The following is an 18,560-nucleotide window of genomic DNA, read 5'->3' as shown; positions in this document are numbered from 1 at the left end:
GCAAATCTGTCGCATGATCGCAATAGAGGGCCGCTAGTTCACAAACAGAAGTGAGATCACAGACCATGAAAAAGTTCTCCCTCGCCGTCGCCGCGCTGGCCGCGACTGCCCTTACTGCCTGCGGTGGCCAGGACAGTGCGAGTGGCGATAGCCGCGACGCAATTCATGCGGTCGGCTCGTCCACTGTATTCCCCTTTGCCACGCGCATTTCGGAAATCTTCAGCCGCGAAAATCCGCAGTTCCCCGCAGCCAATATCGAATCGATCGGCACTGGCGGCGGTATCGCCCAGTTCTGCGGCGGAATCGGCTTTAACACGCCTGATATCGCGCAAGCCTCGCGCCGGATGAAGCCGGACGAATTTGCGACTTGCCAGGCCAATGGTGTCGAAAACATCGTCGAAATCCAGGTGGGTATGGACGGCATCGCGCTCGCCAGCGCGCAGGGCGGCATCACCATGGATCTGACGCCGGAGATCGTTTACCGCGCCATCGCCGCCAACCCCTATGGCGAGGAGCAGACGGCGGAAAACTGGTCGGATATCGACCCGTCGCTGCCCGATCTGCCGATCCTCGTTTACGGTCCGCCCAGCACCTCGGGCACGCGCGATGCGCTGACCGAGCTGATCCTTGAAGTCGGTTGCGAAGCTGGCCCGCTGCCCGAAGGGCTTTCGGAAGAGGAAGAAGATCGCATATGCACCGAAGTGCGTTCGGACGGCAAATATGTCGATCAGGGCGAGCAGGACAATCTGATCGTGCAGAAGATCGAAACCAACCCGAATGCGGTGGGTATCTTCGGCTTTTCCTATCTCGATGCCAATGCCGATCGCGTGCAGGGCCTGTCGATGAACGGCGTCGCGCCGACTTACGAGAACATCTCCAATTTCTCCTACCCCGGCGCGCGCCCGCTCTTCATCTATCTGAAGGCCGACCATATCGGCGTGATCCCCGGTCTTGAGGAATTTCTGGCGACCTGGGTTGCCAATTGGGGTGCAGACGGGCCACTGGCGGAAATCGGTCTGGTGCCGAATCGCGACGACGTTATGGCGGCCATGACGGCAGCCACAACCGAGTTCCCGACGCTCACCGCTGAAGACCTGCAATAGAGGTGTAACCCCGCGCAATGTCACCTGTTCTGCCGCTTCTCCTCGCCATCGGGCTGGGTCTGGCCGGTTGGCTGGTAGCCCGCGCGCGGGCATGGACGTTCAAGCGATCCGCTCCTGACGGGCGGATCGCTTCGCTCCCCACCTATCACGCGTGGTATGCCGCGCTGTGGATCGTGGTTCCGGTCATCCTGTGGTTCCTGATATGGAACGGCATTTCCGGCAATCTGGTGCTCAGCCATGTGTTGGCCAGCCCCGAAGCGCAGGGCCTGCCGGATTTCGGCCTGCGCCGTGATGCTATCCTGATCGAGGCACGCAATATCGCCAATGGCAGCAACTCGCAGGTGCTGAATGATGATGCCTATGCGCTGGCCGAACGCTTCCGAGAAGCACAGTCACGCTACAGCATCATCGGGCTGGTCGTCGGGGCGATTGTTGCCGGAGCCGGTGCGGCTTGGGCCTTCCTGCGCCTGAAGCCCGATTTTGCCGCCCGCACCAAGGTAGAGCGTCTGGTGATGCTCGCGCTGCTGATCGCGTCACTGGTCGCGATCCTGACCACCTTCGGCATCGTAGTGACACTGGTGTTCGAAACGGTGCGGTTCTTCGGTTTGGTGAGCCCGCTGGACTTCCTGTTCGGCTTCCAGTGGAACCCCGATCCGATGAGCACGGGGGCCGTGGAAGGCGACCGCTACGGCGCCATTCCGCTGTTCTGGGGCACGCTGTTTATCGGCGCGATCATTGCCATGATCGTGGCGATCCCGCTGGGCATGATGAGCGCCATCTACCTCACCCAATATGCGCATCCCAAATTGCGCGCTTGGGTAAAGCCCATGCTCGAAATTCTCGCCGGTGTGCCGACCGTCGTCTACGGCTATTTCGCCGCGCTGACGATTGCGCCCGCGATCCGCGACTTCGCCGTTGCGCTCGGCTATTCCAACCCGTCGAGCGAGAGCGCGCTGGCCGCCGGTCTGGTGATGGGGGTGATGATTATCCCCTTCGTCTCCTCCATGGCGGATGACAGCATCGCCGCTGTGCCGCAGGCGATGCGCGATGGCTCGCTCGCTATGGGCGCCACCACCAACGAGACGATCCGCCGCGTGCTGGTGCCCGCCGCCCTGCCCGGCATTGTCGGCGGCGTGATGCTGGCGATCAGCCGCGCCATCGGGGAAACAATGATCGTCGTGATGGCCGCTTCCACCGCCGCCAACCTGTCTGCCAACCCGCTTGAATCGATGACGACCGTGACGGTGCAGATCGTCGCACTGCTCACCGGCGAAGGCAGTTTCGACCATCCGGCAACGCTCGCCGCCTTTGCCCTCGGCTTCGTGCTGTTCCTGGTGACGCTGGCGCTCAATTTCATCGCCCTGCGCGTTGTTAAGAGGTTCCGTGAAGCTTATGAGTGATCGCGTCACCCCCACCCGCACCGCTACATTCGAAGCACGGCTGAAAAAGCGTTACGCGGCAGAACGCCGGTTCAAGGCGCTGGGCCTGTCGGCGATTGTCTTCTCGGTGGTCGTGCTGCTGTTTCTGCTGGTCACGATGACGATCAACGGCATCGGCGGCTTCCAGCGCACCGAAATGCGGGTTGATATCGACTTTGCACAACTGGGCCTGTCGCTGCCGCAACAGGAGCTAACGGCAACCGAGGTAACCCAGCGACTGGGCGGACAGGGCCTGAGCGACATCGTCCAGTTCAGCGCCGAGCAGACCTTGGGCGCGGAAGGTGCACAACACCTCAATGGCGAAGCATGGCGTTTGGTGGCCGAGGAAATCCACGCCGATCCGGCAGTGCTGAGCCGCGAAGCAACCTTCTGGCTACCCACTAGCGAAGATCTCGCCAGCGCCTATGCCGGAGACGGCCAGGGCGATCTGCAACCGCTGGCGCAGCAACTGGCCGAACGGGGCGCATTGGAAGACAATTTCGACGTCGGCTTCCTCACCCGCGCCGATGCGACCGACCCGCAGCTCGTCGGCATCTGGGGCGCGCTCAAGGGTTCGCTCTTGACGATGGTCGTCACTCTCCTGCTCGCCTTCCCCATCGGCGTGATGGCCGCGCTCTATCTGGAAGAATACGCTCCGAAGAACCGCTGGACCGATGTGATCGAGGTTTCGATCAACAATCTGGCAGCGGTGCCCTCGATCATTTTCGGCCTGCTCGGCATGGCGGTGTTCCTGTCGATCTTCCCCAGTTACCGCTCCGCTCCGCTGATCGGCGGGATGACGCTGGCGCTGATGACGATGCCCGTGATCGTCATTTCGGGCCGCAACGCGATCAAGGCGGTGCCGCCCTCCATCCGTGACGGTGCGCTGGCGGTGGGGGCGTCGCCGGTGCAGGTGGTGTTCCACCATGTGCTGCCGCTTGCCCTGCCCGGTATCCTGACCGGCACGATTATCGGCATGGCCCGCGCGCTGGGCGAAACCGCGCCGCTGCTGCTGATCGGGATGCGCGCCTTTGTCGCAACGCCGCCCTCGGGCTTCACCGACAATGCGACTGTGCTGCCGATGCAGATTTTCCTGTGGTCCGATGAAATCGACCGCGGATTTGTCGAACGCACCAGCGCAGCGATTATTGTGCTATTGATATTCCTCCTGCTGATGAATGGCCTCGCCATCTATCTGCGCAACCGCTTCGAGAAGAAATGGTGATGCAAGAAACCGCCGCGACCCCGATTGCCGAAACGGCTCCTGTCGAAAAGATGGCAGAAAGTGCCGAGCCCACGAATGTGAAGATGAGCGCGCGCGGCGTGTCGGTCTTCTATGGGGACAAGAAGGCAATCGATAATGTCGATATCGAAGTCTACCAGGAATTCGTAACCGCCTTCATTGGGCCGTCGGGCTGTGGCAAGTCGACCTTCCTGCGCGCCCTCAACCGCATGAACGACACCATCCCTTCGGCCAAGGTCACCGGCACGATCGAGCTCGACGGCGAGGATATCTACGCCAGCGGGATGGACGTGGTGCAGCTGCGCGCCCGCGTGGGCATGGTGTTCCAAAAGCCCAACCCCTTCCCCAAGTCGATCTACGAAAATATCGCCTACGGCCCGCGCATCCATGGCCTCGCCGAGGGCAAGGGTGAGCTGGATGCGATTGTCGAAAAGAGCTTACGCCGGGCCGGCCTGTGGGAGGAAGTGAAAGACCGCCTGCAGGATTCGGGCACCGCGCTTTCCGGCGGGCAGCAGCAGCGGCTGTGCATTGCCCGCGCCATCGCGGTCGATCCCGAAGTGATCCTGATGGACGAGCCGTGCTCCGCACTCGATCCCATCGCCACTGCCAAGATCGAGGAACTTATCGACGATTTGCGCGGAAACTATGCTATAGTGATCGTCACGCACTCCATGCAGCAAGCCGCCCGTGTGTCCCAACGTACGGCCTTTTTCCACCTCGGCCATCTGGTCGAGTATGGACACACATCGGACATATTTACTAATCCCAAGCAGCAACGCACGCAGGATTACATCACTGGCAGGTACGGCTAATTATGGACCATACGGTCAAGGCATTTGACGAAGACATCACCCAGCTGCGCGGGCTTATCGCGGAGATGGGCGGTCTGGCCGAACTCGCCATCAGCGAGGCGCTGAGCGCGCTTGTCACCGGCGATATCGAGCTGGCACAACGCGTGATCGACCGGGACGTGAGGATCGACGCGCTGGAAACGCAGGTCGATGCGATGGCCGTGCGCGTGCTGGCACTGCGGGCGCCGATGGCCGATGATCTGCGCGAAATCGTCGCCGCGCTGAAGATCAGCGGCGTGGTCGAGCGGATTGGCGATTACGCCAAGAACATCGCCAAGCGCATCGGCAAGATCGAAGGCCGCGCCACATTCGAACCGCTCACCCTGCTGCCCGCCATGGGCGAGCTGGCAGCGGAAATGGTGCACGACGTGCTGACCGCCTTCGCCAGCCGCGATCCGGTGATGGCGCGCGAAGTGATCGAGCGGGACGAGAAAGTCGATGCCTTCTACGATAGTATTTTCCGCAATGTCGTCAGCCACATGGTCGAAAATCCGGCCACCATCAGCAGCGCTGCACAATTGCTGTTCGTCGCCCGCAATATCGAGCGGATTGGCGACCATGCCACCAATGTGGCGGAAATGGTGCATTATTCGGCCACAGGCACCTATCCCGACGATATCGAGCGCTAGGGGATTTCCCGTCAGCAGGCGGGCCTTTGCAACAAATATGACATGAAACTGTCATAACGCAGATCTCGTGCCACCTTCCGCGTGGCCACCGAGGGGAATCATCATGTCTGCACCCAAACTGCTGCTAGTCGAAGACGATCTGGCGCTCGCCGAACTGCTCGAATACCGCTTTGAAAGCGAGGGCTACGCCGTGCGCGTGACTGCCGATGGCGAGGAAGCGCTGGTGATGGCGGCAGAGGATGCGCCCGATCTGGTGATCCTCGACTGGATGGTCGAAGGCGTCAGCGGCATCGAGGTATGCCGCCGCCTGCGCCGCGAAAAGGCCACCGCCCATGTTCCGATCATCATGCTGACCGCCCGCGAATCCGAAGATGACCGTGTGCGCGGGCTGGAAACCGGGGCAGACGATTATGTCACCAAGCCATTCAGCCCCCGCGAACTGCTCGCCCGTGTGGCGGCGGTGCTGCGCCGTGTGCGGCCTGCGCTGGCCGGAGAGACCATCGAAGTGGGCGATATGCGGCTCGATCCGGTCGCGCACCGGTTGGAACGGCGCGGGCGCGAAATGGCGGTCGGGCCGACCGAATACCGGCTAATCAAATTCTTCATGGAGCATCCCCGCCGGGTCTTTTCGCGCGGGCAATTGCTCGATGCGGTGTGGGGCACGGGCAGCGAGATCGAAGAGCGTACGGTCGATGTGCACATCCGCCGCCTGCGCAAGGCAATCGCTCTCGATAATGTGCGCGACCCGATCCGCACTGTGCGCTCTGCCGGCTATGCGCTCGAACCCGTGTGATTCTGGGGCACCCTCCGACGCAGGTGCAACATTTCATGCTGCGAACGCATAATGTTACGATTTGTCACAACAAATTTGTGGCTTTGGAACAACAACTCGTCCCAAGTTTGGCTCATTTGAGGACATATTTTACAGCTACGGGGTTCACACCATCTCGCAACCGCGTTAAAGGGGCGGCATACCAAACACCTCCAATAGAATGAGGGCACGATGAAAAAGATTATTTCCAGCGCCGTTGCAGCAGGTCTTCTGCTGGGTTCCACTGCATCGGCCGCCGCGCCGATCTCCACGATCAACACCACCGCCCAGCTGGTGGATGAAGACGATCACGGCGGCAATATCGGCGGCGGCACGCTGCTGATCCTGCTGGTTGTGGCTGCTGCCATCGGCGGGGCGATCTTCCTGCTCGAAGAGAACCAGGACGAAGACGATCTGCCGACCAGCCCGTAAGGCAACCGGCATCCCGAAATTTGAAAGCCCCCGCTTCGGCGGGGGTTTTTGTTTGTTTGAGAGGGATTTACGGTTAGCGGCAGGTGCCGATGGCACGATTTCTGCCATGATCCAGATGCAGATGGTCGGCATGGGCGGCATTGTAATCGGGTGACAGCACCGCGCCGAACGCAGGGCAGGCGGCATCGCGCGCATCGCGCAGGAAGCGCGCCTTCTCGCCCTCGTCCGGCCAATCCTCCAGCACGCTGATCCGCCGCCCGTCTTCGAGCACGAAGGCTGCGATATCGATGGCATTGCCGGTCGCGTGTTCGCTCCACGGCGCGTCCGGTGCATTGTACATCCGGCGGCAGTTGTACGTGCCCAGATGCTCGATTCGCGCGATTCGCGAATCGAAGGCTTCCATGGCCAGCGGCTGCACCCCGTGTTCGAGCCAGAGGACAAGACCGACCGCCACCGGGCAGGTCATTTCCGGCGCAGCGGGTGCAAGCGGCAGAGCGGCGCTGGTCAGGCGGTCGGGACGCGCGCAGGCGGCCTCTCCGGTCGGCGGCAGCGCAGTGAAGGCGATACCACTCCGCTCCAGCACCGCGTGACACGCAGCGACATCGCCGCGCAAGCCGCCCAGCTTCGTGCCGGTCGCCCAGCCCGGCGGATCGCGCAGATCGAGCGGTGCCCACGGATTGTGCTGCGGATTTTCCGCCAGCCACGCCCGCCCCGCAATCGCCAAGGCGACGCATAGCAGCACCGCGACCACCCTTCCGGTGGTAAACCAGGCGAAGGGCCTCGCCCGTTTGCGCCGCGCCATCAGTGGAAATCCCGCGATTTGGGAATGATCCGCACATCGCGCGGATGGCGTGCCGCGTGCCCCAGATCATCCACCAGATCGCGCGGGCGGATAGCCTTCCTGTCGCGCCGCTCCTCGCTGGTGAGGCTGGTCAAATTGCGCCCCTGCGGCAACGGGCTGGTGACATGATCGGCGCGCGCCAGCGGTGCATTGAGCAGATCGTCGGAGAGGGCGTGCAATTGGTGCGTCGCATCGGTCATATGTTGGGCGATAACGTGGATCACCTCGTCATCATACTCCACCCGCCCGCGCACTTCCATCAGGCGTGATCCCATCACCACGCGCCGCTGCTTCTCTTTGAGATCGGGCCAGACGACCAGATTGATAACCCCGGTCTCGTCCTCCAGCGTGATGAAGCACACGCCCTTCGCGCTGCCGGGCCGCTGGCGGATCAGCACTACGCCCGCGACGTGAACCATGGAACGGAACTTGCGGTTGCGCAGATCGCAGGCGCGCACAAAGCCACGCTCGGCCAAGGCGGGGCGCAGGAAAGCCATCGGATGCGCCTTCAGGCTGAGGCGTGTGGTCTGGTAATCGGCGACGACTTCTTCGGATAACGGCATGGCGGGCAGGATCGCGCGGCGGCGTTCGGCCCCCTCGTCCCGCTCATCGGCATGGGCGAACAGCGGCAGATCGGCGCTGCCGATCAGGCTGCGCGCATCCCACAGGGCCTGCCGCCTGCTCATATCCATCGAACCGAACGCATCGGCGCTGGCGAGCCGCTCGATATGTGCGACGGGTATGCGCGCCCGGTCGCGCAGCTCGGCTACATCGGCAAACACCCCGTCCGCCGCGCGCGCGGCGAGCAATTGCGCGGCAACGTGCTCGGGCAACCCGTCGATCTGCCGCAAGCCGAGGCGGAGAGCGAGGTGTTTGTCCTGGCGGCCAGTGTCGGGATTTGATTCACGCGGAGACGCGGAGACGCGGAGGGATTCTGGACGCTCACAGAGGCACAGAGGCACAGAGGAATTCGTGCCCGCGCCGCAGGCGCAGTCAGTATTTCGCGCAGAGTCCGCAGAGGACGCAGAGGCAATAGCACCATCCCCTTCCCTCTGCGTCCTCTGCGGACTCTGCGCGAAACTGCCTTCATCGCCTTCGGCGGATTGCACGCCCTCCTCTGTGCCTCTGTGCCTCTGTGAGCGCACCAATCCATCATTCGCCACAGGCTCCAGCGTGCAGTCCCATTCCGAGCAATTCACGTCGGGCGGCAGCACCGTCACCCCGTGCTCGCGCGCGTCGCGTACGATTTGCGCAGGCGCATAAAAGCCCATCGGCTGCGAATTGAGCAGCGCGCAGGCAAACGCACCGGGGAAGTGGCATTTGAGCCAGCTCGACACATAGACCAGATGCGCAAAGCTGGCCGCGTGGCTTTCGGGGAAGCCGTATTCGCCAAAGCCCTTGATCTGGTTGAAGCAGCGTTCGGCAAAATCGGGATCATAGCCGCGCGCCACCATCCGCCCGACCATCATATCCTCCAATTCGTGCACCATGCCGCGGCTGCGGAAGGTCGCCATCGCCTTGCGCAACCGGTTGGCTTCCTTGGAGGAGAATTTCGCCGCATCGAGCGCGATTTTCATCGCCTGCTCCTGAAAGATCGGCACGCCCAAGGTCCGCTGCAAAATATTCGACAGCTCGTCCGGCGGGCCATGTTCGGGCGAAGGCGCGGGGATGATAACCGGCTCTGCCCCGCGGCGGCGTTTGAGATAGGGATGCACCATATCGCCCTGGATCGGGCCGGGCCGCACGATGGCGACCTGGATCACCAGATCGTAGAATTCGCGCGGGCGCAGGCGCGGGAGCATATTCATCTGCGCGCGGCTCTCCACCTGGAACACCCCCAGCGAATCCCCCTTGCGCAGCATGGCATAGGTTTCGGGATCTTCGCGCGGCACGCTCGCCAGCGTCAGCGCGCGGTCGTGATGCTGTTCGAGCAGGTCGAGGCATTTGCGGATGCAGGTCAGCATTCCCAGCGCCAGCACATCGACCTTGAGGATGCCCAAGGCCTCGATATCGTCCTTGTCCCATTCGATAAAGCTGCGGTCGGGCATCGCGCCATTGCCGATCGGCACCGTCTCGGTCAGCGCGCCTTCGGTGAGGATGAAGCCGCCCACGTGCTGGCTGAGATGGCGCGGCATTCCCACCATTTGGCGCGTCAAAGCGAGAACCCGGCGCAGATGCGGATCGGTCAAATCCATCCCGGTTTCCGCCGCGTGATCCTCCCCGATCTCGCGCCCCCACCCGCCCCACACGGTGCGGGCGAGCGCGCCGGTCACATCTTCGGACAGGCCCATCGCCTTGCCGACTTCGCGGATCGCCATGCGCGGGCGGTAATGGATCACCGTGGCGCACAATCCGGCGCGGTGGCGGCCATATTTGCGGTAGAGATATTGGATCACCTCCTCGCGCCGCTCGTGCTCGAAATCGACATCGATATCGGGCGGTTCCTTGCGGTCTTCGGAGATAAACCGGTCGAACAGCAGTTGGTGATGCGCCGGGTCGACATTGGTGATGCCGAGGCAGAAGCACACCGCCGAATTGGCCGCACTGCCGCGCCCCTGGCACAGAATCGGCGGCTCCACCCCGGTGCGGGCGTAATCGACAATGTCCTTGATGGTGAGGAAATAGCGCGCCAGATTCATCTTGGAAATCAGCGCAAGCTCCCGTTCCAACGTGTTGAATACGCTGTCCGGTATGCCGCCGGGATAGCGTTCCTGCGCCCCCCACCAGGTGGCGCATTCGAGATATTCCTGCGGCCCCATGCCGGCGGGATAAATCTCCTCGGGATATTCGTAGCGCAGTTCGTCGAGGCTGAAGGTGCACGCATCTGCCACCGCGCGTGCGGCGGCGATGGCGTGCGGCCAGCGGGCGAACAGCGCGACCATCTCTTCAGGGCTCTTCAGGTGCCGTTCGGCATTGGCGTGGAGCAACTGCCCCGCGCGCGCCACCGTCGTCTTGTGGCGGATCGCAGTCATCACATCCTGCAAGGGCCGCCGCTCGGGCGCGTGGTAATGCACATCATTGGTGGCGAGCAGCGCCATCCCGTTCGCCCGCGCCAGCATATCAAGCCGCTCGATCCGCGCGATGTCGTCCCCGCGATAAAGATAGCTGGCAGCGAGGTGGTTCAGCCCCGGCAGCGCATCGCGAAGGTGGCGCAGGAGTTCGGGAAAGGGTTTGGTGATTTCGCGCAGCGAGAAAGGATATTGACCCACGCCGAAACGCGGAGACTCTGAGATGTCTTCTTCGCGGCGCAGCCGCTTTTCATTTTTACGCTCGCAGAGGCGCAGAGGCGCAGAGGACTCGCGCGACTCCTCTGCGCCTCTGCGCCTCTGCGAGCGAATATTCCGGTTCTCGCCTTCGGCGATTCTCCACCCCTCCGCGTCTCCGCGTGAACCCAAGCCCGGAAACGGCACCACATTGCTCGGCAGCGTCACGGTGAAAACCCGCGCCAGATCGGGCGGCGGGAGGAGGATCAGCTGCACCTCCGCGCTATGTTCGGCCAGCATTGCCAGCGATATCTCGCACGCGCCCTTGTCCTGCCATTCGCCGTCCAGCTTGGCCATCCGGCCCGCACTGATAAGGCGGCACAGGTGCCCATAGGCCGCGCGGTTCTTCGGGTAAGCGAGGAAGGCGAGCCCCTCCACCGTCTCGATCCGCGTGCCGATCACCGGACGCAGTTTGAGCGTTTTCGCCTCGCTATGCACGCGCACCACGCCCGCCATCGAATTGGCATCGGCAATCCCCAGCGCGTCATAGCCGAGCTGGCGCGCGGTCATCACCAGATCGACCGCATCGCTCGCCCCGCGCAGGAATGTGAAGCACGACACCAGCCCCAGCTCGACAAACGGTGCGCGGGCGGGCGCAGCGATACTGTCAGGATCGAGCGCGATCCGGCGCTTCTCGGGCGTCGGGTGAGCATCAGGCACAGCCACCCTCCCCCAACCGCGCACCCGCCAATGCGGCAAGCCGCCAAAACGGATCGATCATACGCATATGTTCTACTTATGTTCTTATGAGAGATTCGCCAAGTGCGGTCTTTGGCCCTGTCCCATCAACGCTCCTCTATGCCTGTGTGACCACGGCACGGGACTTTCCTACACGCCATGATTGCGCTTGGCCGGCCTGCATGGTGATGGCACACTCCCTTCGCAGCCGCCTTCCTGCAATTTTCCGCGGGCTTGCGGCCCTTTGCGGACAGGCGAAATTTGTCCGTCAGGACTGTGTAACAGGTGTATCAGGTTGCGCGGTTTGCAACATAGGCGAAGGCAGTCACCTCGGCAGCGAATCACGCGAACAGGCCTTGCAGGAACCACTCCGGTTCGCCGCCGCGACCGTCTCCGGGCAGGCCGAGGCGGTAGAGCCAGTAGCGCGCGCCGCTGGCGGTTTCGACGCGGTAGTAGTCACGCAGGCGGGTCGCACCGCGCTCGCGCCACCATTCGGGCGCAATGCGCTCCGGCCCCTCGACGCGGGCGATGTCGTGCACCTCGCCGCGCCAGCGGAAGCGATGGGGGTAGCCCGCCTCGCAAACGGCCAGCACCGCGATCCGCTCGGCCCGGTCGAGCAGCTTGATGGGCCGCGTGTGGAAGGCGAGTTCCCCCTGCATCGCGGGTTCGGGGGCCAGCGGCGCCTGCCAGCGTTGCGCGCGTTCGGGCAGGTGGCTGGCATGGGGCACGGGCCGCTGCACCGCCTCCGGCCCGAGCCGCGCCGTCAGCCGGTCGATGCAGGCGGAGAGCGAAGTGCCATGCGCCTCTGCCGCTGCCTCCAGATCGGCCTGCCCCAGCGCCAGCGGTTCGGCCCAACTGGCGCGCAGGCGCAGCATCTCGATCCCGAACCCTGCATCCACATCGTCCAGCTTGGCGGCGAAGAGGCGGCACATATGCGCGGCATCGCGGGTGGCAGCGGCGAGTTCGAGCTCGCGCAGCAGCACCTCGCCATCCACCCGCCACAGGCCAAGCTGCAGGCGGCGCGCGCCCTGCCCCCGCGCTTCCAACTCGCGCACCATGTCCTCCGCCAGATCGGCGAGCACGGTGTCGAGCAGGTCGCGGTGGCGGATCGGCTCCATCAGGCGGCGCTGGACGAGCGGCTGGGTCACCGGAATGACCGGCAGCAGCGGTTCGGGCACAAGGCCGCTCAACTGGTCCATGCGGATCAGCGGGTTGGCGGCGGGCGACTTGCGGTTGCGGAAGCGGCGGTGCAGCGCGTCGCGGCCGGTCGGCCCGGTGCCAATACCGGCAAGATCGCCGAGCCGCTTGAGGCCGAGGCGGCGCAGCACCAGCAGCACATCATGATCAAGCCGCAGCGCGGCAACGGGCAGATCGGCGAGCCGCGCGGCGATGTCCTCCTCATGGCTGATAGTGGCACCGGCTTTGGCGTAATGCGCCAGCGCCCAGGCCGCGCCTGCCGTGGGGGCAATAGCGGCGCTGGTGACGAGGCCGCGCGCGGCGGTGCGGGCGGCGACATCGGCGAGCAGGCGGCGCTCCCCGCCGAACAGATGCGCCACTGCGCTGACATCCACCAGCAGGCCGTCGGGCGCGTCGATCGCGCTCCACGGCCCCCAACGCTGCGCCCAGATGGCCAGCCGCTGAAGGAAAGCGAGATCGGCCGCCGGATCGCCGGGATGCACCACGATCTGCGGGCAGAGCGTGCGCGCATCGGCGAGCATCATGCCCCGCGCCGGGCCGGCTGCGCGCCCGGCGGCATTGGCGGCGTCTATGCGCGGCCCGTGCGCGGTCTCGGCAATGAGGACGGTAGGCTCGGCATCCGCCCCCTCGCCCGGCTTACAGCCCTGCGCCTGCCGCCAGCGGTCGAACGCCAGCTCGCGCGCCCAGATGGCCATGATGCGGCGGGGTGCTGGCATGGCGTTTACCCATGCGCCCTCTCCCCTGCTGGGGAGAGGATTGCGGAGGCTGGAGCGGTGGGTGTGACACTTGCGGGGGGAACGCGCCCCTCCGCTTCTGCCTGTCCGGAGAGAGCAAGCTGCACCAGCCGCCCGTCCTGCTCGCGCAGCACCCATTCGCCCGGCGGATGCTTGCGGGCGCGGAACAGCTCGGCCTGCCAGGCGGCTTTGCCCGGCGCGCTCGCATTCCACAAAGGCGGAGCGGAAGGCGCAGCGCGCAGCCGCCAGCGCATCCGGGCAGAGCTGAGATCGGGCGCGGCATCGAGCCGGACGAGGAACAGCGGCACGCCGTGCTTCTCGGCAGCAAGGCTGAGGCGGCGCGAGGCGGTGAAATCCAAGGCCTTCGGATTGCCCGCCACTTCGCCGATGACGCAGGCGAAATCACGGCACCGCACGCCCTCCTCCAGCGCAAAAAGCGCGTCTTCAGGCGTCTTGGCGGCGACATGGATCAGGCGGTGGCGCCAGTCTTCGGGCAGGCCTGCCCGGTATGGCCGCCCGCCGAGCTTGATGGCGCGTGCCTCCTGCACCCAGAGGATCGCCTTCTCCTCTATCGCGGAGGCATCGCCTGCATCATTGGCTGCCGCCCTTGCCCTCAGCCCGTCGAGTGCGAGCGCCAGCGCCCCGCCCGCGCCGCTTGCCTCGGCAGCGGGGGCGAAAATCTCGCTATGCAGCGGAGCAGCGCGCCCCGGCTGCCAGCGCGTGTTGCGGACACCGGGAGACGCCAGCTCCACCGCACGCGGCAATGCGCGCAGTGTGGCAGCCATATCCATGGCGATTCGACTCCTTTGTTCGCTTTATGTTCCATATCCAGCACCTGCGCAACCGCAGATGCAAAAAGGCCGCCGCTCCATAGGTGGAACGGCGGCCTTTTTGGCTTTCGACGCAGGCTTACTCGCCGCCGAGAACGCCGGGGAAGATGCCGACGATCAGGATTGCGGTCAGCGCCAGCGGGCACAGCCAGCAGACGAGGAAACGCCAGAAGACGTGCAAGCCGCCCGACAGGCCGTTCTCGCTATCCACCAGCCGCTTGTTCGCCACCCAGCCGACAAAGATCGAGGTCAGCAGTGCGCCGATGGGCATGGTGATCTTGCTGGTAAAGGTATCAAGCGTGTCGAGCACGCCCATCTCTTCGAACAGCGGCAGGAAGCCGAGCGGGTGGAAATCCGACAGCATTCCGGTGGACAGCGCCGAAAGCGTGCCCAGCACTGCCGCGCCCGCCGTCACAATGCCCACAGCCAGCGGACGGTGCAGCTTGAAACGGTCAATCACCCAGGCCGAAGGCACTTCCATCAGCGCAACCGAGCTGGTCAGCGCGGCGAAGGCCACCATGATGAAGAAGGCCAGGCCAATCAGCGAGCCAAAGGGAATCTCCTGGAACGCGTGCGGCAGCGTCTGGAACATCAGCCCCAGCCCGCCATTCGGCTCCAGCCCGGCGGCAAAGACGATGGGGAAGATGCACAGGCCGGCAATCAGCGCCACCGCGGTATCCGCACCGGCAATGATCGCCGACGTGCCCGCAAGGTTCACATTGCGGCCGACATAGGCGCCATAGGTCACCATGCCTGCCACACCCAGAGACAGCGAGAAGAATGCCTGCCCGACCGCTGCCAGCATGACTTCGCCCGTCAGTTTCTCCGGCTCGAAGGTGAAGAGATAGGCGAAGGTCTCCGCCACCGCTCCACCGAAAAAGCCGTAAATCGTAATCGCGATCAGCAGCACGAAGAAAGTCGGCATCAGATACACCGCCACCTTCTCGATCCCGCCCGAAACGCCGCGCGCCACGAAGGCCAGCGTGATGATGAGGAACGCCATGTTAAGGGCGACCGTCACCGGGCCATTGGCGATCATCGCTGGGAACAGCGCCTCGACCTCCGCAAACGGCACGCCTTGGAAGGCGGGGCCGGTCAACCCGGTCGACACCAGATCGGCTGCAAAAATGCCGATGTAATACAGCACCCAGCCTCCCAGCACGCAGTAGAAGCTGAGCACGAGGAAGGCCGAAAACACGCCAAGGCTTGCCACGTGTTCCCACGCAGTCGACTTGCCCGATTGTTCAGCTACCTTGCGGAAGCTCTCAGGCGCGGCAGCCTGCCCGTGGCGGCCGATCAGCGTTTCCGAAAGCAGAACCGGCAGGCCGATCAGCACGATGCACAGAATGTAGAACAGCACAAACGCGCCGCCGCCATTCGCCCCGGCTTCCGCCGGAAAGCGCACCAGATTGCCGAGGCCCACCGCCGAGCCGATAGCTGCAAGAATGAATGCTGTGCGCGATGACCATCCATCGCGCCCCGAACCCGATTGGGTAAGTGCCATTATGTCATATCCTCTTGTCCCCGAAGGTATGCGCTCCCTTCTGCATAGAAATGGGGGTCGCGTCGAGGGGGTGATGCGATTAAGAGGGAGTATGTCCACGACCTACACACTCGATACATCCACCAGCCGCGCCAATCCAACGCCCGCCCCGATGCGGCGATTGACCGTTCCCAAGATCCGCGCGCGCAAAGTGGACGGAGTGACGGCAGAGCCGATTGTGATGCTCACTGCCTACACCGCGCGGCAGGCACAATTGCTCGATCCGCATTGCGATCTGCTGCTGGTGGGGGATTCGCTGGGTCAGGTGATTTACGGCCTGCCCTCCACCGTGCCGGTCACGATGGAGATGATGGCCAATCACGCCGCCGCCGTGGTGCGCGGCAGCTATCACGCGGTGGTGGTGGTCGATATGCCTTTCGGCGCTTACGAGGCCTCCCCCGGAACCGCCTTTGCCGCCGCAGCGCGGCTGCTGAAGGAAAGCGGCGCGGCGGCGGTGAAGCTGGAAGGCGGGGAAGCGATGGCGGAAACGGTCGCTTTCCTGACCCAGCGCGGCATTCCGGTGATGGGCCATGTCGGCCTCACCCCGCAGGCGGTGAACGTGCTGGGCGGCTATGCCGCGCGCGGGCGGAGCGATGCCGAGGCCGCGAAGATCGTCGGCGATGCCAAGGCTTTGGAGGAAGCGGGCGCGTTCGCCGTGGTCGTGGAAGGTGTGCTGGAGCCGATCGCCATCGAAGTCACCAAGTCCATTTCCTGCCCCACAATCGGCATCGGTGCCTCCGCCCAATGCGACGGGCAAGTGCTGGTGACCGAAGATATGCTCGGAATGTTCGAGCGGGTGCCGCGTTTCGTGAAGAAATATGGCGACATCGCCGCCACAATCGGCGAAACGGCGGCGCAATATGCCAAGGAAGTGCGCGCGCGCAGTTTCCCCGGGCCCGAACAGCTGTATCAGCCCAAAGACTGACCGCTTTCCACTCCGTTTATCAGTTCAGGAAAACTCCCGCATGGCCACGCTGCTGCGCTATTACACTTTCTCGCTTGTCTTCACCGCGATCTGCTTCGGGCTTGGCCTGTGGTATGCGATTGCCAGCACCGATACGCTGGGCGCGGTGTTGCAGATCATGTGGATCATCCTGATCCTCTCGATCCTCGAAGTCTCTTTGAGCTTCGACAATGCGGTCGTCAACGCCACCGTGCTGCGCGAGATGGATCCGGTGTGGCAGCAACGATTCCTCGTCTGGGGTATTGCGATTGCGGTGTTCGGCACGCGCATCGTTTTCCCGCTGGCGATTGTCGCGGTTGCGGCAGGCATCGGGCCGATCGAGGCGGTGAACCTCTCGCTCAACGATCCTGTCCGCTACGAGGAGATCGTTTCCGGCGCGCATATCGGGATTGCCGGGTTTGGCGGCGCGTTTCTCGCGATGGTCGGGCTCAAGTTCTTCTTCGATGCCGACAAGGAAGTGCACTGGATCGGCGCGCTGGAGCGGCAGCTGACCAAGGTCGCCGCGCTGCCCGCCATCGAAATCGCGCTGCTGCTGCTGGTGATCTGGGTGATCTCCATGCAGCTTTCGGATGCTGACGCGCTGACCTTTATGACCGCGGGCCTGATGGGCCTTGTCACCTACATCGCGGTCGATGCGCTGGGCGAATATCTCAATATGCGCGAAGAAGCGAAGAAGGCGAGCGGCGTTGTCGTGCGCTCGGGCCTTGGCGGGTTCCTCTATCTCGAAGTGCTCGATGCGAGCTTCAGCTTTGACGGAGTGATCGGCGCTTTTGCTTTGTCCAACAACATGATCGTGATTGCGCTGGGCCTGTCCATCGGGGCGATGTTCGTGCGTTCCATGACAATCCATCTGGTGCGCAAGGGCACGCTGGCGGAGTATCGCTATCTTGAACATGGCGCGTTCTGGGCCATCATCGTGCTGGGCGCGATCATGCTGACTTCGGCCATCGTCCATATTCCCGAAGCGATTACCGGCCTGATTGGCGTGGTGCTGATCGGCCTCAGCTTTTGGTGGTCGGTGCGGCACAACCGGGCCGAAGCGGCGGGCGAAGGCTCTACGACAACTGCCGACTGAAACGCGCGGCCAGAGGGGCCGAGACGATCATCTGCACCAGATGATAAATCAGCACCGGCAGCAAAACGAGGCCCGCCACTTGCGGCGTGAACAGCACCGCGGCCAGCGGCGCGCCCATGGCAATGCTCTTCTGCGCCCCGGCAAACTGGAAAGCGATTTGGTCGCCGCGCTCCAGCCCCAGCAATCTGCCGAGAAGCCACGCTCCCGCGAACCCGACCAGTAGCATCACCGCCACCAAAGCCAGCAACCAGCCCCACGCGGCGGGATCGAGCATCGTCCAGATGCCTTGCCGCACCGCGCTGGAGAAGGCGATGTAGACGGCAGTGGCGATGGCAATGCGGTCCATCCAGCTGACCAGCCTGCGCCGCTCAGCCACAAAGCCGCCCAACCGGCTTTGCAGCACTAGGCCGAGGACGAAGGGGAGGATCAGGATCATCCCGATCCGCTCCAGCCCGCCAAGGTCGATCCCCGGCATATCACTACGCGCCAGCAGCGCGATCAGCGGCGCGGTGAGGAACACGCCGAGCATATTGAGCACAGCGGCCGCCACCACCGAATGCGCGACATTGCCGCCCGCAATCGAGGTGTAGGCGGTGGCCGATTGCACCGTCGATGGAAGCACGCCGAGGAAGATGAAGCCGAGCGCGATACTGGCGGGAAGCACACTCTGCGCCGCGCCCGATGCGAGCCATCCGGCAAGCCCCATCAACCCGAACACAAACGCGACCAGCGGCAGGAGAAAGCGCGCATCGCGCATTCCGCGCAGCACGTCTCCGCGCGGCAGGCGCAGGCCATTGAGCAGGAACAGCAGGAAAATCGCCAAATCAAGAACCAGCCGCGCCACCGGCACAGCCTCGCCCGATACCGGCACGATACTGGCGAGGATGATGGCCAACACCAGCAGCCGCACCAGCGGATCGAAGAAGGATGACAAGCGGGCAAGCATTG

Annotated in this window: 15 protein-coding genes; 9 read left to right on the top strand and 6 right to left on the bottom strand. The window is 63.9% G+C overall.

Annotated elements, in window-relative coordinates:
- Nucleotides 1-65: 65 nt before the first annotated feature.
- The 7 genes from GC121_RS11250 to GC121_RS11220 all read left to right on the top strand — a co-directional run bounded on the left by GC121_RS11250 (nucleotide 66) and on the right by GC121_RS11220 (nucleotide 6,487).
- Nucleotides 66-1,103 carry a substrate-binding domain-containing protein gene (locus GC121_RS11250; protein ID WP_151974398.1) on the top strand — a complete coding sequence of 346 codons (1,038 nt, stop codon included), beginning with the start codon at nucleotides 66-68 and terminating at the stop codon, nucleotides 1,101-1,103.
- A 17-nt stretch (nucleotides 1,104-1,120) separates the two neighbouring features.
- Nucleotides 1,121-2,503 carry a phosphate ABC transporter permease subunit PstC gene (pstC, locus tag GC121_RS11245; RefSeq protein WP_151974396.1) on the top strand — a complete coding sequence of 461 codons (1,383 nt, stop codon included), beginning with the start codon at nucleotides 1,121-1,123 and terminating at the stop codon, nucleotides 2,501-2,503.
- Nucleotides 2,496-3,746: a phosphate ABC transporter permease PstA gene (gene pstA / locus GC121_RS11240; RefSeq protein ID WP_151974394.1), complete on the top strand. Its 1,251-nt coding sequence runs from the start codon at nucleotides 2,496-2,498 to the stop codon at nucleotides 3,744-3,746. The genes pstC and pstA overlap by 8 nt, the downstream gene beginning before the upstream one ends.
- Before the next feature lie 50 nt (nucleotides 3,747-3,796).
- Nucleotides 3,797-4,576, top strand: a complete 780-nt coding sequence (pstB, locus tag GC121_RS11235; RefSeq protein WP_151975710.1) for a phosphate ABC transporter ATP-binding protein PstB — start codon at nucleotides 3,797-3,799, stop codon at nucleotides 4,574-4,576.
- 2 nt (nucleotides 4,577-4,578) lie between these two features.
- A complete protein-coding gene (gene phoU / locus GC121_RS11230; RefSeq protein WP_151974392.1) occupies nucleotides 4,579-5,244 on the top strand; it encodes a phosphate signaling complex protein PhoU in 666 nt (221 codons plus the stop codon).
- Between the two features lie 103 nt (nucleotides 5,245-5,347).
- Nucleotides 5,348-6,037, top strand: coding sequence for a phosphate regulon transcriptional regulator PhoB (gene phoB, locus GC121_RS11225; RefSeq protein ID WP_151974390.1), 690 nt, complete (start codon nucleotides 5,348-5,350; stop codon nucleotides 6,035-6,037).
- A 210-nt stretch (nucleotides 6,038-6,247) separates the two neighbouring features.
- Nucleotides 6,248-6,487 (top strand): hypothetical protein, encoded by a 240-nt coding sequence (locus GC121_RS11220; RefSeq protein WP_151974388.1) that lies wholly within the window; start codon nucleotides 6,248-6,250, stop codon nucleotides 6,485-6,487.
- Nucleotides 6,488-6,560: 73 nt separating this feature from the next.
- Here GC121_RS11220 and GC121_RS11215 read toward each other — a convergent pair whose 3' ends face one another.
- The 5 genes from GC121_RS11215 to GC121_RS11195 all read right to left on the bottom strand — a co-directional run bounded on the left by GC121_RS11215 (nucleotide 6,561) and on the right by GC121_RS11195 (nucleotide 15,534).
- Nucleotides 6,561-7,289 (bottom strand): extensin family protein, encoded by a 729-nt coding sequence (locus GC121_RS11215; protein ID WP_151974386.1) that lies wholly within the window; start codon nucleotides 7,287-7,289, stop codon nucleotides 6,561-6,563.
- On the bottom strand, nucleotides 7,289-11,251 hold the full coding sequence (locus GC121_RS11210) for an error-prone DNA polymerase (RefSeq protein WP_151974384.1): 3,963 nt from the start codon (nucleotides 11,249-11,251) through the stop codon (nucleotides 7,289-7,291). The genes GC121_RS11215 and GC121_RS11210 overlap by 1 nt, the downstream gene beginning before the upstream one ends.
- Before the next feature lie 359 nt (nucleotides 11,252-11,610).
- Nucleotides 11,611-13,182: a DUF6504 family protein gene (locus GC121_RS11205; protein WP_234421217.1), complete on the bottom strand. Its 1,572-nt coding sequence runs from the start codon at nucleotides 13,180-13,182 to the stop codon at nucleotides 11,611-11,613.
- A gap of 5 nt (nucleotides 13,183-13,187) precedes the next feature.
- Nucleotides 13,188-13,991 (bottom strand): recA-like protein, encoded by an 804-nt coding sequence (locus GC121_RS11200; protein ID WP_151974382.1) that lies wholly within the window; start codon nucleotides 13,989-13,991, stop codon nucleotides 13,188-13,190.
- 118 nt (nucleotides 13,992-14,109) lie between these two features.
- A complete protein-coding gene (locus GC121_RS11195) occupies nucleotides 14,110-15,534 on the bottom strand; it encodes a sodium-dependent transporter (RefSeq protein WP_151974380.1) in 1,425 nt (474 codons plus the stop codon).
- A gap of 91 nt (nucleotides 15,535-15,625) precedes the next feature.
- Between GC121_RS11195 and panB the strand changes: the two genes are divergently transcribed.
- Together panB and GC121_RS11185 are read left to right on the top strand one after the other, a co-directional pair.
- Nucleotides 15,626-16,498, top strand: a complete 873-nt coding sequence (panB, locus tag GC121_RS11190; protein ID WP_151974378.1) for a 3-methyl-2-oxobutanoate hydroxymethyltransferase — start codon at nucleotides 15,626-15,628, stop codon at nucleotides 16,496-16,498.
- 40 nt (nucleotides 16,499-16,538) lie between these two features.
- A complete protein-coding gene (locus GC121_RS11185) occupies nucleotides 16,539-17,612 on the top strand; it encodes a DUF475 domain-containing protein (RefSeq protein WP_151974376.1) in 1,074 nt (357 codons plus the stop codon).
- Here the strand turns inward: GC121_RS11185 and GC121_RS11180 are convergent.
- Nucleotides 17,593-18,558, bottom strand: a complete 966-nt coding sequence (locus tag GC121_RS11180; RefSeq protein WP_151974374.1) for a bile acid:sodium symporter — start codon at nucleotides 18,556-18,558, stop codon at nucleotides 17,593-17,595. The two genes, GC121_RS11185 and GC121_RS11180, sit on opposite strands and share 20 nt — an antisense overlap.
- Nucleotides 18,559-18,560: the final 2 nt, after the last annotated feature.

The organism is Erythrobacter sp. EC-HK427, assembly GCF_902498745.1.
GTDB lineage: Bacteria > Pseudomonadota > Alphaproteobacteria > Sphingomonadales > Sphingomonadaceae > Alteraurantiacibacter.
Note: the sequence above shows the minus strand (reverse complement) of the source record. Positions and strands in the feature narration are given on the sequence as shown.

What these genes read in the sequence shown, in the direction of transcription:
- GC121_RS11250 (WP_151974398.1), top strand. Translation starts at nt 66, where the DNA reads ATGAAAAAGTTCTCCCTCGCCGTCGCCGCGCTGGCCGCGACTGCCCTT.
- pstC (WP_151974396.1), top strand. Translation starts at nt 1,121, where the DNA reads ATGTCACCTGTTCTGCCGCTTCTCCTCGCCATCGGGCTGGGTCTGGCC.
- pstA (WP_151974394.1), top strand. Translation starts at nt 2,496, where the DNA reads ATGAGTGATCGCGTCACCCCCACCCGCACCGCTACATTCGAAGCACGG.
- pstB (WP_151975710.1), top strand. Translation starts at nt 3,797, where the DNA reads ATGGCAGAAAGTGCCGAGCCCACGAATGTGAAGATGAGCGCGCGCGGC.
- phoU (WP_151974392.1), top strand. Translation starts at nt 4,579, where the DNA reads ATGGACCATACGGTCAAGGCATTTGACGAAGACATCACCCAGCTGCGC.
- phoB (WP_151974390.1), top strand. Translation starts at nt 5,348, where the DNA reads ATGTCTGCACCCAAACTGCTGCTAGTCGAAGACGATCTGGCGCTCGCC.
- GC121_RS11220 (WP_151974388.1), top strand. Translation starts at nt 6,248, where the DNA reads ATGAAAAAGATTATTTCCAGCGCCGTTGCAGCAGGTCTTCTGCTGGGT.
- GC121_RS11215 (WP_151974386.1), bottom strand. Translation starts at nt 7,289, where the DNA reads ATGGCGCGGCGCAAACGGGCGAGGCCCTTCGCCTGGTTTACCACCGGA.
- GC121_RS11205 (WP_234421217.1), bottom strand. Translation starts at nt 13,182, where the DNA reads ATGCCAGCACCCCGCCGCATCATGGCCATCTGGGCGCGCGAGCTGGCG.
- GC121_RS11200 (WP_151974382.1), bottom strand. Translation starts at nt 13,991, where the DNA reads ATGGATATGGCTGCCACACTGCGCGCATTGCCGCGTGCGGTGGAGCTG.
- GC121_RS11195 (WP_151974380.1), bottom strand. Translation starts at nt 15,534, where the DNA reads ATGGCACTTACCCAATCGGGTTCGGGGCGCGATGGATGGTCATCGCGC.
- panB (WP_151974378.1), top strand. Translation starts at nt 15,626, where the DNA reads ATGTCCACGACCTACACACTCGATACATCCACCAGCCGCGCCAATCCA.
- GC121_RS11185 (WP_151974376.1), top strand. Translation starts at nt 16,539, where the DNA reads ATGGCCACGCTGCTGCGCTATTACACTTTCTCGCTTGTCTTCACCGCG.
- GC121_RS11180 (WP_151974374.1), bottom strand. Translation starts at nt 18,558, where the DNA reads ATGCTTGCCCGCTTGTCATCCTTCTTCGATCCGCTGGTGCGGCTGCTG.